Below are 15,337 nucleotides of genomic sequence, written 5' to 3'. Positions count from 1 at the left end.
CCGAAGTATGGTGCTGGTTTATTAGCACTGTTTTATGGGGATCCCTCAGCGCCAGCGCGGGTTTTATTTTGATTTGAATAGACTTCCCGCGCGCTTACTGTATAGTCGTGCCGGTTTTCATATTTAAAAGGTATTTCGTTGTTCCAAAAAATGACAGGTATTGTCAAAGCATTTGATAATAAAACAGGCAAAGGCCTGATAATCCCCTCCGATGGTCGTAAAGACGTTCAGGTTCATATTTCCGCATTATCGCCCGGCGAACCCACCACAATCAGCCCAGGAATCCGCGTTGAATTTCGTCGCGTTAACGGACTGCGAGGGCCAACCGCCGCCAATGTCTATCTTTCATAAACACCGGCTCCAGGCGCTACCGAGCGGATTAAAACATGGCCAGAAAACGCTTCACCGTGCGCGAGCGCTCGTAGCGTCGCCAGGCGATAGCAATATCGGTTTTTAGCGGCGTGCCCGACAAAGGGTGATAGCTGACGTTAGGTAGCGTGATGCAGGTCATGGACTGCGGCACCAGCGCAAACCCGAATCCGGCCTCCACCATGCTTAACGACGATGATATTTGCGATGACTGATACGTTCGTTGCATATCAATACCGGCGCGCAGATAGCTGTTATACACCAGCTCATACAGCCCCGGAGCCACTTCCCGCGGGAAAAGAATCGGCGCCACGTCCGTTAACTGCTCCAGCGTCAGCTCGCTGTGGGACGACAGCGGATGCGAACGCGCCAGCGCAATCACCATCGGCTCCTGGTCGATAATTCGCAGGTTGAACGCTTTACTGCTTTCACAGGGCAGGCGCACAAAAGCGATATCCAGCTCCGCTTCGCCAAGCGCCCCCATCAGCGTCGCCATATTGCCCTCGACCTGATGTAACGTGACTCCCGGGTGACTGTGCTGAAACTGCTGGAGCAGGCTAAAGATCTGCGGATGAAAGGCATCAGAACTGGTAATGCCCAGCGAGAGTCGGCCGTTCAAGCCGCGGGCGATCCCCTTGGTCTTTTCCAGCGCCGCGTCGCTTAATGCCAGGATCTGGCAGGCATCCTCATAGAACGACTCCCCCGCTTCCGTCAGCTCGACACCGCGGGTTAAACGGCGGAAAAGCGGCGTGCCAATTTCCCGTTCAAGTCGCTGTATTTGCTGGCTTAATGGCGGCTGGGAGATGCCAAGTTCTTTTGCCGCTTTAGTGAAGTGTCGCGCCTCGGCGACGGCGACGAAGTAGCGCAGATAACGAAGTTCCATATCGAAAACGTCTCAAACAATCATAGATTCTATATTGGAACTGTGAGCTGAATCGGGTCAACATTTATTTAACCTTTCTGATATTCGTTGAACGAGGAAGCGGGTAATGAACCATTCTGCTGAATGCTCTTGCGAAGAGAGCCTGTGTGAAACTCTACGAGGATTTTCCGCACAACATCCCGATAGCGTCATCTACCAGACTTCTCTGATGAGCGCGCTGTTGAGCGGCGTTTATGAGGGCAATACCACCATCGCCGATTTGCTCACCCACGGCGATTTCGGCCTGGGCACCTTTAATGAACTGGACGGCGAGCTGATCGCGTTTAGCAGCGAGGTTTACCAGCTGCGCGCCGACGGCAGCGCCCGCAAAGCCCGCATGGAGCAGCGTACGCCCTTCGCGGTGATGACCTGGTTTCAGCCGCAGTACCGCAAAACGTTTGATAAACCGGTCAGCCGCGAACAACTGCACGACATTATCGACCGGCAAATCCCCTCCGATAATCTGTTCTGCGCCCTGCGTATCAACGGCCATTTTCGCCACGCCCATACCCGCACCGTACCGCGCCAGACGCCGCCCTACCGGGCGATGACCGACGTGCTCGACGACCAGCCCGTTTTCCACTTCAACCAGCGCGAAGGGGTACTGGTGGGGTTTCGCACGCCGCAGCATATGCAGGGCATTAACGTTGCCGGCTATCACGAACACTTCATCACCGATGACCGCCAGGGCGGCGGCCATCTGCTCGATTATCAGCTCGACCACGGCGTGCTGACCTTTGGTGAGATCCACAAATTGATGATTGACCTTCCTGCCGATAGCGCCTTCCTGCAGGCGGATCTGCATCCTGACAATCTTGATGCCGCCATTCGCTCAGTCGAAAACTAAGGAGATTCTCGTGGATAATCAACATCAACCGCGCCAGTGGGCGCACGGCGCCGACCTTATCGTCAGCCAGCTTGAGGCGCAGGGCGTACAACAGGTGTTCGGCATTCCAGGGGCCAAAATCGATAAAGTCTTCGATTCGCTGCTGGACTCCTCCATTCGCATTATTCCGGTACGCCACGAAGCCAACGCCGCGTTTATGGCCGCCGCGGTTGGCCGCATCACCGGGAAAGCGGGCGTCGCGCTGGTCACGTCCGGCCCCGGCTGCTCCAACCTGATTACCGGCATGGCCACCGCAAACAGCGAAGGCGACCCGGTGGTGGCGCTGGGCGGTGCGGTAAAACGCGCCGACAAGGCCAAACAGGTGCACCAGAGTATGGATACGGTGGCGATGTTTAGTCCGGTAACCAAATACTCGGTGGAAGTCACCGCCGCGGAAGCGCTGGCGGAAGTGGTTTCCAACGCGTTTCGCGCCGCCGAGCAGGGACGTCCCGGCAGCGCCTTCGTCAGCCTGCCGCAGGACGTGGTCGACGAGCCGGCCCACGCCAGGGTTCTGCCCGCCAGCGATGCGCCGCAGACCGGTGCGGCGCCGGACGAAGCCATTGAGCGAGTCGCGAAGATGATTGCCGGCGCTAAAAATCCAATATTCCTGCTCGGCCTGATGGCCAGCCAGGCGGAAAACAGCGCGGCGCTGCGTGAATTGCTGAAAAAAAGCCATATCCCGGTTACCAGCACCTATCAGGCCGCCGGCGCGGTGAATCAGGACCACTTTACCCGCTTCGCCGGGCGGGTTGGGCTGTTCAATAACCAGGCGGGGGATCGACTCCTGCATCTCGCCGACCTGGTCATCTGCATCGGCTATAGCCCGGTGGAGTACGAACCGGCCATGTGGAATAACGGCAACGCCACGCTGGTGCATATCGACGTGCTGCCGGCTTACGAAGAGCGCAACTATACCCCGGACATCGAGCTGGTCGGCAATATTGCCGCCACTCTGAACAAACTCTCTCAGCGTATCGACCACCAGCTGGTGCTGTCGCCGCAGGCCGCCGAGATCCTGGTTGACCGCCAGCATCAGCGGGAGCTGCTCGACCGCCGCGGCGCGCAGCTGAACCAGTTTGCCCTTCATCCGCTGCGCATCGTTCGCGCCATGCAGGACATCGTCAACAGCGACGTGACGCTGACCGTCGATATGGGGAGCTTTCACATCTGGATCGCCCGCTATCTCTACAGCTTCCGCGCCCGTCAGGTCATGATTTCCAACGGCCAGCAGACCATGGGGGTGGCGCTGCCTTGGGCGATTGGCGCCTGGCTGGTGAATCCGCAGCGCAAAGTGGTTTCGGTTTCCGGCGACGGCGGCTTCCTGCAATCCAGTATGGAGCTGGAGACCGCCGTACGGCTAAAAGCTAACGTCCTGCATATCATCTGGGTCGATAACGGCTACAACATGGTGGCGATTCAGGAAGAGAAAAAATACCAGCGGCTCTCCGGCGTTGAGTTCGGTCCGGTGGACTTTAAAGCCTACGCCGAAGCCTTCGGCGCCAAAGGGTTTGCGGTAGAGAGCGCTGCCGCCCTTGAGCCGACGCTGCGGGCGGCGATGGACGTCGACGGCCCCGCCGTGGTCGCCATCCCCGTTGATTACAGCGACAACCCGCTGCTGATGGGCCAGCTTCATCTCAGTCAAATACTTTGAGTTACTACAGAAGGAATCCAGCAATGAAAAAAGTCGCACTCGTGACCGGCGCGGGCCAGGGCATCGGGAAAGCTATCGCCCTTCGCCTGGTTAAAGATGGTTTTGCCGTGGCTATCGCCGATTACAATGACGCCACCGCGCAGGCGGTCGCCGATGAAATTAACCGCGGCGGCGGTCAGGCGCTGGCGGTGAAGGTGGATGTCTCTAAACGCGACCAGGTTTTTGCCGCCGTAGAACAGGCGCGGAAGGGCCTGGGCGGTTTTGACGTGATTGTGAACAACGCCGGGGTGGCCCCCTCCACGCCTATCGAAGAGATTCGCGAGGACGTGATCGATAAAGTCTACAATATCAACGTCAAAGGCGTTATCTGGGGTATCCAGGCCGCGGTAGAGGCGTTTAAAAAAGAGGGCCACGGCGGCAAAATCATCAACGCCTGCTCCCAGGCGGGCCACGTGGGTAACCCGGAACTGGCGGTCTATAGCTCAAGTAAGTTTGCCGTGCGCGGCCTGACGCAAACCGCCGCCCGCGATCTGGCGCATCTGGGAATTACCGTTAACGGCTACTGCCCGGGGATCGTTAAAACCCCAATGTGGGCGGAAATCGACCGTCAGGTTTCCGAAGCGGCGGGTAAACCGCTGGGCTACGGGACCCAGGAGTTCGCCAAACGCATTACCCTTGGACGGCTTTCCGAGCCGGAAGACGTCGCGGCCTGCGTCTCTTATCTCGCCGGTCCGGACTCCAACTATATGACCGGCCAATCGCTGCTGATCGATGGCGGCATGGTATTTAGCTAATAATAAATAAGCTCTGACATGGTTTGCCCCGGCTTCAGCGCCGGGGCTTTTTTATCTCACCCTTTAGGGAAGATCCACAGGTCGCTGACGGGCAAGGCCAGATGGCAGCGCTCGGCATCGCGCAGCGCGCTGCCGTAGGCGCGAATGGCGAAATCATCGCCCTCGGTGCGAAACAGGTACTCCCAGCGGTCGCCGAGATACATACTGGTCAGCAGCGGCAATGCCAGCATATTCTCCTCAGGCGCTGAGGCGATGCGCAGGCGTTCAACGCGGATCACCGCCGTCGCCTCTTCCCCCACCTTGACCCCCTCCCCGACCATCCCCCACAGCGCCCAGCTGGCGCCCTCAATTCGCGCCCGACCATTATCCAGAGCGGTGACGGTGCCATGCAGCCGGTTATTGCTGCCCATAAACTCGGCGGCAAATAGCGTTCTCGGGCTACCGTACATCTCCTGCGGCGTTCCCTGCTGCTCGATCACCCCGTTATTGAGCAGCAGAATGCGATCGGAAATCGCCATCGCCTCGTTCTGATCGTGCGTGACCATCAGCGCCGACAGCCCCAGCTTGACGATCAGCTCGCGCAAAAAGACCCGCGCCTCTTCCCGCAGCTTGGCGTCAAGGTTCGACAGCGGCTCATCCAGCAGAATTACCGGCGGGTTGTAAACCAGCGCCCGGCCGATGGCCACGCGCTGCTGCTGCCCTCCGGAGAGCTGGTGCGGATGGCGATTGCCAAGATGCCCCAGACCCAGCTGTTCAAGCACGGTCTGCACCCGCTGCTTGATCTCCGCGGCGGCAACCTTACGCAGCTTCAGCGGATACGCCACGTTTTCAAACACCGTTTTATGCGGCCACAGCGCGTAGGACTGAAATACCAGCCCCAGGTTGCGCGCCTCCGCCGGGATTTCGCTACGCGGGTTGCCGTCATAGACGCGGGTTTTACCAATAGTGATAATGCCGCTGGTCGGCTTCTCCAGCCCGGCTACCGCCCGCAGCAGCGTGGTTTTTCCACTGCCCGATGGCCCGAGCAGCGAGACCACCTCACCCCGCTTCAGTTCCATTGACACGCCCTTGAGCACCGGATTATCACCGTAGGTCAGATGCAGGTTTTCTACCGATAATTCAATCATGTAATTTCACTCCAAAGCGCAGGGCGATACCCAGGCCCACGACCACCAGCAGAATATTAATAAAGGAGAGCGCGGCAACGATATCGATAGCCCCCGCCGCCCACAGCGACACCAGCATCGAACCGATGGTTTCGGTGCCCGGAGAGAGCAGATAAACCCCGGTGGAATATTCGCGCTCGAAGATAAGAAACATCAGCAGCCAGGAGCCGATTAAGCCGTAGCGCGACAGCGGAACCGTGACGTGGCGGGTGATCTGCCCGCGCGATGCGCCGGTACTGCGTGCGGCCTCCTCCAGCTCCGGCGCTACCTGCAGCAGCGTCGAGGAGATGAGCCGCAGCCCGTAAGCCATCCATACGACGGTATAGGCCAGCCAGACGCTAAAAATGGTGTTACGCAGCGCGCGCAGCTGAACGATCAGATGTTCACGCAGCCAGTCTGCCACCGGCAGCGCCGAGAGCCAGCCGTTTTTCAGCGACTGATCGAGCCACATCGGCAGAAACAGAAATACCCACAGAAACGCCAGCCCGGCCAGCAGCCCGGGCACCGCGCGCGGCACCAGCACGCTATAGTCCAGAAAGCGCGTGACGTTATCCGGTTTGCGGTGCATCGCGATGCCCACGAACAGATAGCAGACCACCGCCAGCGCGCCGCCAATCACCCCAATCGCCATGGAGTTAACGATGGCGCGCAGCAGATTCGGCTGCTGCCAGATGTTACGGAACGTCGCCAGCGAGAGTTCATCCCACAGCGAAACGCCCACGCCCCAGTTTGAAATAAAGGCCCGCAGCGCCACGCCGATCAGCGGCACCCCAATGGTGACCGTCAGCCATGCCACCACCACAACCCCGGCGACCCAGCGCCATTTCCCCAGCGGCAGCGCGCGGGCCTGGGACGCTTTTCCCTTCATGGTGACAAAGCGGTTGGCGGTGCGCATCAGGCGGCGCTGGAGCATCACCAGCGGAACGGTGATGCAGATCAGGACCACCGCCACCGCCGCCATCAGGTGATAAGAAGGCGTGCCGAGCTTGTTGGTAAGCTTATAGAGATAGGTCGCCAGCACCATGTTGCCTTCCGGATCGCCCAGCACCAGCATCAGGCCAAATACCTCCAGGCCGAGGAAAAACAGCAGTACGCAGGCGTAGAGTATCGACGGTCGCACCATCGGCAGGCTCACCGAGGTCATCACCTGCAGCGGCGATGCGCCCACCGTCCGCGCGGCCTCCTCGACATCCGATCCGACGCTGCGCAGCGCGGAAGAGATATAGAGATAGGCATGCGGAACGTGCGTCAGCCCGGCAATTACCACGATGCTGAACATCGAGTAAATATTCCACGGCACGAAGCCGATCAGCTGCTCGGCCCACTGCGAAAAGAAGCCCACCGGCCCGGCCGCCACCACGTAACCAAAGCCCAGTACCATCGGCGAAACGAAAATCGGTACCAGAATCAGCGGCTCGATAAACCGCCGCCCGGGTAAATCGGTACGTACCATTAAAAAGGCGAGGATCCCGCCGAGGGGGATGGCAATCGCCACCAGACCAAACGCCAGAATAAACCCGGACTTGAGCGCCAGATAAAAATCCGGGTCGCTAAAGATGAAGGCGAAGGCTTCGAGGCTGAACGATTTCGTGCGGGCAAAAAAAGGCGCCGAGAGAAAGCTCTGCACCACGATAAATAACAGCGGGACATAAATCGCCAGCGCCGTCATCACGACGACGATACCGCGCGGCAAACCCTGCCATTTTCGACGTAAGACATTCATAAGCGTTCCCTTTAAACCTGGCGGGCGTTAAGCGGGCTGCGCATCCTGAAATGATGCGCAGCGCCGGAGGGTTATTTCGCCGCGGCGGTGCGCCATTGTTTGATAAATTCCAGTCGTTGTTTCGGCTCAAGATACGCCAGCAGCGTTTCATCGACCGGAATAGGCTTCAGCGCGCTACCGAGCATTTTGGTCATACCGTCGATATCATTTTTACCTTCGATATCATTGCGCAGGGAGGGAATATCGGCCTGGTTCGCCAGGATGCTTTGTCCCTTTTCCGACAGCACGTAATCAAACCACAGCTTCGCGGCATTAAGGTGCTCGGCTTCTGCGGTAATAAAAGAGACCCGCGAGAGCACCAGTACATAATCTTTCGGATAGGAGATGCCGAGCGAAGGATCGTTTTTGGCCCGCGCCTCCGCGTAGGATCCGAGAATATTGTAGCCAATCAGGTTTTCCCCGGAGGAGACGCGCTCCATCATCGTACCGGTGGACGATTGCACGGTCAGGCCGCCTTTCGCTATGCCCGCCAGATCGTCAAAGTAGCTGGCATCGGCTTTGCTGTCCTGTACCGCCAGCATAAAACCCAGACCCGATTTTTCAATGTCATAAGTCGTGACCTTACCTTTGAATTTATCGGCCTGGCCGGCGATCAGCTTCGCCAGCGCGGTATGCGAGTCCGGTACTTCACCCTGAGGGATCAGCCGCTTATTGTAGATAAAGACCACCGGCTCGTAGGTCGTGCCGTAGGCTTTGTGTTGCCAGACCGCCCATTTTGGCAGCTTATCCCGCTCCGGCGAGGCGTACTCTTCGGCGTAATCGGTGGCGAGCTTCAGCGCCGTATCCATGGAAGAGCTCCAGACCACGTCGCCGCTGCCGCCGCCCGCCGCCTGTTCGCTGATATAGCGGTTGTACAATTCGGTGCTGTTCATATCGTTATATTCAACTTTAATGCCGGGATATTGCGCTTCAAAGCCTTTAATTAACGGGCCTGCGGCCTTGGTATCGGTCGTTGAATAGATAACCACTTTGCCTTCTTTAATCCCGGCCTCCACCACCTTTTGATAATCCGCCGGATAGCCCTGAGGAACTGCGGCAAGGACCTGTCCGGAGATAGCTGCCGTCAGTGAAATCACTAACCCACTAATTTTAATATACATAAAATCAACCTTTAGATATCAATTATTAAACTTAAATTTAACATATAGCGGGACGCCAGAGCCTTGCAACGCCGGGGTTTGTTTTTTTACGGCTTTTGTGACGCTGGCGTAATTTAAAGGAAGATTCGTGGGGCGCGGCTAAAGAGATAAAGGTTGTTGGGCGGAAATATTAAGAAAAGATTAAGTTTTTCTGTTTCTTACCCCCTCAGTATTGCGTTTTCTTACACACAAAAATAACACCCGCTGGCGCCGGGCGAACATCAATCGAGCTTATGGATATTGCCATCAGGGTAAATTTTGCGATCGGCCTTACAATTGAGCTGTTAAATAACGTAATGAAAAGGCATTTCATCAAATGAACTCGCCATTCTCCTGAATTTAAAATGGAACCAGGCCTATGTAGCCAGAAAGCTATCTCCGCTATGTCCTTGACGTCATTGCTGACTGGCGGGATTACCACTTAGCATTTCATACAGCGAGGGTGTGTTGTGTCCCTGTGGCATTAGTCCTCCTTCAGCGGCTGTAATGCAAGGTGGTTATTTCCAGCTTCCAGAACACGGGGTTTATCCGGATCGAGATCTTCACGTCTGAGAACCTGCTTCCAGGTATTGTTGACCATATCCGGATGGCGGAACAGTCCGGCCACCGCGACAAACTGCGCGCCTTCTTTCATTGGCATATCAAGATTCGCATCCCCACCCGGCTTTATCACCACATCGCGGGTCGCCAGCAGGTCGGCTTGCAGGATCGTGTCGCCGTTCTTGAGGAGTTGCTGATAAACCGTTTTGTCGAAGGTTTTGCGGTCTTTCAACTGGTAGACACGAACCACCACCGGCTCGGAGAGTGAGTTACTCTCGCGGGAATCCGTATTCAGTGCTTCACGGGCTGTAAAATCCAGATGCAGCACCTTAATCTTCTTATAAAACACCGCCGTATACACCGATTTGGTGCCATCCGTGATACTCTGCGTCACCCCACAGCCCACCAGGCTGAACGCCAGTAGAGCAGGTAGCCAGCACGCGGGCTTAATCAAATTTGTACTTAGCACGTCGATTTCCTTGTTGTGGTTTCGCAGGCACCAGCCCGGTGTAGTAACCCAGTTCTGTCGTAAAGGTCAGCGGGATATCGTCCGCAAACGCCCCCTCCTCCGCTCCCAGCACGCCGTTCATGCCGAGCCAGAAAGGTTCTTCGCCGAGCGGCGGGACGGCCAGCAGTTGGGTCCGGGTGGTCAGGGTGATCCTGGCCTTAAAACGCCAGCCGAGATAAACACGCAGCATCACCAGAAAATCCTGATACAGCAGACCATCCGGTTTCCAGCCCTGCGCTTCCTGTTCGTTATCCGTCCTGAGCGCAACCAGCAGCTGACTGCCCGCATCCATCGCTTCTTCCCCCAGCGGCGTATTGCCGTCCAGCAGAAAATCGTCATCGCCGTAAAAACCCAGCGGCTGGCCGATCTCCACCGGCCGCAGGCAGTACGGACTTACCTGCACCGTAGTATCCGGGGCCAGCAGTCTCACCAGCGCCTGCATCCCCTCCTGGGTTTTGCCGGGTTGGCGCAGCACACCGAGCAGCGCCAGAAAGCGGGATACCGGTGTGGCGATGTGGTTTGCGGTTCCCGGTATACCCAGCCCCACCAGACCCAGCAGCGACTGCGAAATGCAGTCAGTTCCCCCTGCCTCAAACGTGGCCGGATAAGAGTATTTCCGCCAGATGCGGTAAAACTGCGTCAGGATACGGTGGCTGAAAATATCCAGAAAGCCCTGCAGCGCGTCATGCCCTTCACGGCACTGAGTGATGTCATCGAGATAGGCTGTCGGCAGGGGTGAGTCGACACCGTACATCCCCATAAAGGTTGTGCGGATGCGAGGTGGCCTGCTGTCATCATCCTTGTCATATTCGACGGCTTTCAGTTCGCTGCCCGGAAACCCCATCCCCGGATGCGGCGCAAACCGCACCGGGTCATCAGCAGGGTGGCTGGTTGACCCCATCAGCGGCCTGTCCGGATTACGCTTCTCCAGAAGCTGGCAGAAGCGATAAAAATTCATGCGGTGCAGGTCGGCTGCGAGCCGCGGGCTCAGCCGGGAATGCGGCGGTTGTGCTTCTCTTCCCATTCCAGGCGCTCTCCGGTCGGTTGCAGAATAATAATCAGGCGGTTAAACAGATAGATGTCGGTGTAAAGCGCGAAGAAGCGACTCAGCATCTCGCCGAACAGGCAGATGTCGCCGCGACCGGCAAAGCCGTGGCTGTCAAGCGTCACCTCAATCTGCACGCCGCGTACCAGGTAGCCCTGCTCAAATCGCCCGGTCTCACTGTGCTTCACGTCAATAATGGCTTCCAGGCGACGGCGGTTCATCTCGCTGTCGGTCCATTCATACAGCGCCAGGGTGCCGCGCAGCACGTCGGCATTATCCATCATCGACAGAAACCCGCTGCCGAGGTGGCTCAGCACGCGCCAGTGAAAACGGTCCTGTGCCGGGGGATAGCAGGGCAGCGTCGGCGCACACAGGTTACGCACGGCGACGCTGGCCGAGGTGCTTTTCATCACCGTATCCAGCACGGTGCTTTGTAATGCGCGTCGCGGCAGCTGGCCATTGGTACCGGTGAGCGTGAGGGACAGGCTTTCGTTTTCCGGCACCGTGTGATTATCAAAGGCTTCGCCGCCGAGGATAAGCCACGTGTTATACAGTCCTGACGGACCACGGCGCACGCGGGTGTGGTAGTAATACTCCGGCGCTTCATGGCGCATCATGCCGCCTTTGTGGCGGAAACTGGAGAACGGTACATAGGTATACTGGCTTGAGGATATCACCGAATCGACAGCATAAATCTCGGTATGGCCATCCTGCACGCGCATCGGGCGCAGCATGTATTCGGTCTGCAGTGAATTCAGCGTCAGCGGGTCAGATTCCAGCGGAAACAGGTTAATCACCGGCACACAGTTCAGGCGCAGATGTTTTTCGGTAAAGCTGAAGTCATGCTCCCAGCGTTCCGCCAGCACCACGTCGATTTCAAACCACGGAAGCTCAGCCGGAAAGACCACGGTCTCCAGCCCGCGCAGGCCCGTGAACATGAACTTTTCGCGGAAGGTGAAGTACTCCAGCAAAAGCTGATAACCGCTAAAGCTGCTGCTGTCCTTCGGCCACAGCCCGTCATCATCGCCGAATCCCAGCGCGGTGAAATACCCGTCGAGTGGCTTTCTGTCCGTATCACCCGGCATCCGCAGCCAGAGACGCGCCGTGTTCATGGTAAAGGCTTCATGCATGGCGCAGGCCAGCGGTGCGTCAGCATTGAAGTAGAACGGGATCTGGCTGAGATCGGCACGACTCCAGTCGGCGAGATGGCTGCAGTTAAAGCGCAGGTTGATGACCGAACGCCCGTCAGGGTCAGTCGACAGACGGGCATGCTCCAGCGACAGCGGCTGAAGGGTGATTTCTTTGGTGGTGGTGTACCGGCAGCGCGTGCCCTTCTCGCCGATCGGCTGCGAATTGACCTCGAAACCTTTGACGATACGCATCTTCTCTTTCATCTCGCGCCAGTCGGGCGTGAACTCCACCACCGACATCGACGGAATGGTGCGCAGGTATTGCGGCCACAGCAGGCTGACCAGCCCTTCGGTCAGTTCCGGCAGGTCGTCATCGAGTTTCTCGCGAAGACGCCCCATCAGGAAGGCAAAGCCCTCAAACAGGCGCTCCACGTACGGGTCGCGCGCACCCGCTTTATCGAGATTGAGCATTGCCGCCTGCTCGGGGTGAGCGCGGGCAAACTCTTCGCCGGCTTCCAGCAGGTAGCGCATTTCGGCGTCGTAATAACGCAGGGTTAAGTCGTCCATAGATAACCAATATAATTGAGTGTCTTACTGTGTTCAGGAATAAAGCGAAGCCATGACAGCTTACAACTTAATGAAATGAGATAGTACCGACTAACATTTTTTACTTAATCGCTTAAAAACCAAAAAAAATACGATATAAATAACAAAAAAATGCAATATTCGACGTACAAAAGAATAACCAAGCCATGGAATAGGTTTCGTCAACCAGATAATCCAGGCGTGTTCCAGTTAACACAGGTTCATACGTGTATTTGATATCTATAAATGAAAGAGAAAGAACTGCTGTACTGACCAGTAAAAATAAAGCTACGGGTGCACAAATAAGCAACAGACGTTTAATCATTCTCAACTCCCTGGGACTGGCTGAATGTTGTGGGAGCATAACCGTTTGAACCTTTTCTGGCGAGCCCACGTCCTCCACATACTGATGGTGGGAGTACGTATTCGGTGGCCATTCCAGGCATCCATCCATCCGGGCGACCAGTGCATTTCTCATAGCCTTTACTCTCCAGAGTCGAAGTATACACAAAGGAAAAAATGACAGAACTTACGATAAAAACACCAACCAGACCTATAAATATCCTGTTTGTTTTTTTGCATTTGATGATCGCCTGCTCCTCTCCGTATCGCATGACCATATACCAGTATATACATGGAAAGAGAAGAATTAACGGAATCATTAACAGAGCGGAAACAATCGGTGAGAATACTATGTCATTTCCAAATCCAAATAATTCACTAAATGCATCATTTGCAAACCACAGGGAACCTAAGGATGAAACACACCAAATAATAACACTCCAAAAATCGCCGTTTCGCACTCGTAAGTCAATTACCTGAGGAGCCAGATCACCATTATATCTTTTACCATACAGTTTTTATTTCAGACTCTACAACCCATCACATCATCAATATACAACGACATAGAGTTCCCCATCTGCATATACGAACAGCAGTTAACTAGTAATGTTAACGACAGGTCATATAGGAAGAATGTGAGCAACCAGCACTAACAATCAAAAAAAATGTAAATCAGGAATATTTTCACTTTCAAAGTTACTCACAATCCTTTCTGGTCTACCTGTATAATAGCGCTATACTTTTGACGATTCAAAAGTAATTCCATATAATCTTTAATTTCTTGATCACATGTATATATTATCAAAACATATAACACTCTCCAATGGTTAAATTGTTTCACCCCCCCTTGCTTAAATGAATATTTCATTAATAACCCATTGTGATTTTGTATTGTAATAAGACAGCATTAAGTAACCCCTATTTATTTCCCCTTGATTAATTATTATTTTATATACGTTGGAAAATCTGGCTGCGTAATGTAACCAGATGATTTTAAATTTTGTCAATTTATGACGCAGATAGACGGATCTTTAACGTAGCGGGTTGCGGTTCCTGCCATCCAGCCGGATGGAACACCATTACAACGAACATATCCCTTGCTGAGCAATTTTTTGGGGTACAAACAGGAAAATAACACCCCTAATATTAAGATAGCAATGCAACTCCACTTCAAATAAGAAACATAATTATCCATTTTTTTGAAAGCAAAATTCCTACCCTTAACAATCATCAGAATAAAATAAGCAAGTGGGAAAATCATCACAACAGGCAAGGCAATTAATGCAATGCTTAACCATGAGAACACAATGCTATCTTCGAAAGAGAAGTATGACTGAAATATACTATTCCCAAGATAAATACTCAGCACACATAAGCCAAGGATTATTACTATAGCAAGAAAAGGACGAATTTTTTCTTCAAACATCAGTACAATCTCCGTTGAATACTCGTTAGAGTATCCCGAATATAATTGCGAACCTCTTCAACAATCACATACTTTCCTCTAATTAGCATTTGTTCAGCAAACATTGCCCCAAGATCCAGTAATCCCTGTTCAGCCTCTCTGGCTTTGTTTGCAAATTCTTGTTGTGCTGACTCTATATAGGCTACAACCTTGTCAGTCGCACCAAATTTTTCATCAAGAACATTTAAGGTAATGGCAGCAACACCGCCAACGACAACAACTATTGCTAAGTTTGCAACGATCCATGGAGTTACCAGAACCAGTCCCACCCCCCAAACGACAGCAGATGCTATACCAATTTTAACTGCATCTGTTGCCAGACTACCAATAAATTCAGCGAAGGAGGTTTCATCATTCATGATGTAATCGATAGTGCGATATGCTGCAGCCACATAAAAGGTTAATCTTGCACCTTCTATGATCGATTTCTTCAGACCATACTTGCCTATGCCTATATCTACAACCTTAGGGTTCTTTGCAGAAAAAACTGGCGCATTTAATATTTTCCTAACCCCTGGGTAGCCACTGATTTTAATCAATTCTGTGCCTTTATGATTCACATATACCGTGGCCTTTATCCCAAAACTACCTAACTGCCCCACCAACATGGATGTTGTGACGACATCCTTTATATTTGTACCATAGTTAACAATTATTTGACCTGGTGTGCTTTCAGTTATCGCAATCCAGCCGTATTTCCACGCCCCCCAGGATGACAATATTTCAAACACTTCGGGTAAAGTTAATAACATGATGTCTTGGTTATTTTGCTTAAACATCATTCTTAACTTTTCATCAGGTAAATCATGTGTGTTTTTTAACACAGGGTAATCAGATACAAATCCCGTTGCCTTTTGCTCACCAGTGAGATAGGAGGGCAATTCCGGGGAAGTTTGCCCTGGTGCCACAAAACCTGCTGCTGATTCTGCTGTAGATGCTCCGCTACTCTTCTCGTATGTATCATCCATCATCGATGGAATGAACTTTGCCTTACACGGACAGGTACTGTAGC

At 54.2% G+C, this 15,337-nt stretch carries 14 protein-coding genes; 4 read left to right on the top strand and 10 right to left on the bottom strand.

The genetic code is table 11. The features are described 5' to 3' along the window. Nucleotides 1–138 precede the first annotated feature (138 nt). Complete coding sequence (gene cspF / locus SIK97_RS00240) at nucleotides 139–351, top strand: cold shock-like protein CspF (protein ID WP_004136705.1); 213 nt, start codon at nucleotides 139–141, stop codon at nucleotides 349–351. Nucleotides 352–379: 28 nt separating this feature from the next. Here cspF and SIK97_RS00235 read toward each other — a convergent pair whose 3' ends face one another. After that, the gene (locus tag SIK97_RS00235; RefSeq protein WP_014229640.1) at nucleotides 380–1,252 is read right to left on the bottom strand and encodes a LysR family transcriptional regulator; all 873 of its coding nucleotides are present in this window, start codon (nucleotides 1,250–1,252) and stop codon (nucleotides 380–382) included. 106 nt (nucleotides 1,253–1,358) lie between these two features. Here SIK97_RS00235 and budA point away from each other — a divergent pair, with 106 nt between their 5' ends. Genes budA through SIK97_RS00220 form a run of 3 tightly spaced genes read left to right on the top strand, consistent with a single transcriptional unit; the run spans nucleotide 1,359 to nucleotide 4,622 of the window. After that, nucleotides 1,359–2,138, top strand: coding sequence for an acetolactate decarboxylase (gene budA, locus SIK97_RS00230; RefSeq protein ID WP_319610904.1), 780 nt, complete (start codon nucleotides 1,359–1,361; stop codon nucleotides 2,136–2,138). Between the two features lie 10 nt (nucleotides 2,139–2,148). Then, nucleotides 2,149–3,828: an acetolactate synthase AlsS gene (gene alsS / locus SIK97_RS00225; protein ID WP_049102862.1), complete on the top strand. Its 1,680-nt coding sequence runs from the start codon at nucleotides 2,149–2,151 to the stop codon at nucleotides 3,826–3,828. A gap of 23 nt (nucleotides 3,829–3,851) precedes the next feature. Further along, the gene (locus tag SIK97_RS00220; protein WP_014838693.1) at nucleotides 3,852–4,622 is read left to right on the top strand and encodes a (S)-acetoin forming diacetyl reductase; all 771 of its coding nucleotides are present in this window, start codon (nucleotides 3,852–3,854) and stop codon (nucleotides 4,620–4,622) included. 56 nt (nucleotides 4,623–4,678) lie between these two features. Here SIK97_RS00220 and SIK97_RS00215 read toward each other — a convergent pair whose 3' ends face one another. The 9 genes from SIK97_RS00215 to SIK97_RS00175 form a co-directional block, all read right to left on the bottom strand. Continuing rightward, the gene (locus SIK97_RS00215) at nucleotides 4,679–5,749 is read right to left on the bottom strand and encodes an ABC transporter ATP-binding protein (protein WP_032692928.1); all 1,071 of its coding nucleotides are present in this window, start codon (nucleotides 5,747–5,749) and stop codon (nucleotides 4,679–4,681) included. Next, on the bottom strand, nucleotides 5,742–7,511 hold the full coding sequence (locus tag SIK97_RS00210) for an ABC transporter permease (protein ID WP_014229644.1): 1,770 nt from the start codon (nucleotides 7,509–7,511) through the stop codon (nucleotides 5,742–5,744). Before SIK97_RS00210 ends, SIK97_RS00215 begins: the two co-directional genes overlap by 8 nt. A gap of 71 nt (nucleotides 7,512–7,582) precedes the next feature. Continuing rightward, the gene (locus SIK97_RS00205; RefSeq protein WP_057174005.1) at nucleotides 7,583–8,671 is read right to left on the bottom strand and encodes an ABC transporter substrate-binding protein; all 1,089 of its coding nucleotides are present in this window, start codon (nucleotides 8,669–8,671) and stop codon (nucleotides 7,583–7,585) included. Nucleotides 8,672–9,173: 502 nt separating this feature from the next. Next, nucleotides 9,174–9,719: a type VI secretion system lipoprotein TssJ gene (tssJ, locus tag SIK97_RS00200; RefSeq protein WP_032749789.1), complete on the bottom strand. Its 546-nt coding sequence runs from the start codon at nucleotides 9,717–9,719 to the stop codon at nucleotides 9,174–9,176. Further along, complete coding sequence (gene tssG, locus SIK97_RS00195) at nucleotides 9,697–10,782, bottom strand: type VI secretion system baseplate subunit TssG (protein WP_057174006.1); 1,086 nt, start codon at nucleotides 10,780–10,782, stop codon at nucleotides 9,697–9,699. The genes tssJ and tssG overlap by 23 nt, the downstream gene beginning before the upstream one ends. Continuing rightward, nucleotides 10,746–12,500 carry a type VI secretion system baseplate subunit TssF gene (gene tssF / locus SIK97_RS00190; protein ID WP_032749793.1) on the bottom strand — a complete coding sequence of 585 codons (1,755 nt, stop codon included), beginning with the start codon at nucleotides 12,498–12,500 and terminating at the stop codon, nucleotides 10,746–10,748. The genes tssG and tssF overlap by 37 nt, the downstream gene beginning before the upstream one ends. A 112-nt stretch (nucleotides 12,501–12,612) precedes the next feature. Beyond that, a complete protein-coding gene (locus SIK97_RS00185; protein WP_139134510.1) occupies nucleotides 12,613–12,996 on the bottom strand; it encodes a hypothetical protein in 384 nt (127 codons plus the stop codon). A gap of 867 nt (nucleotides 12,997–13,863) precedes the next feature. Beyond that, nucleotides 13,864–14,286, bottom strand: a complete 423-nt coding sequence (locus SIK97_RS00180; protein WP_057174007.1) for a DUF1240 domain-containing protein — start codon at nucleotides 14,284–14,286, stop codon at nucleotides 13,864–13,866. Continuing rightward, on the bottom strand, nucleotides 14,286–15,337 hold a 1,052-nt coding region (locus SIK97_RS00175), incomplete at its 5' end, for a PAAR domain-containing protein (protein ID WP_319610903.1). The genes SIK97_RS00175 and SIK97_RS00180, both read right to left, overlap by 1 nt.

The sequence above is a fragment of the Klebsiella sp. JN_Kp126 genome, assembly GCF_033843325.1.
GTDB classification, from domain to species: domain Bacteria; phylum Pseudomonadota; class Gammaproteobacteria; order Enterobacterales; family Enterobacteriaceae; genus Klebsiella; species Klebsiella michiganensis.
Note: the sequence above shows the minus strand (reverse complement) of the source record. Positions and strands in the feature narration are given on the sequence as shown.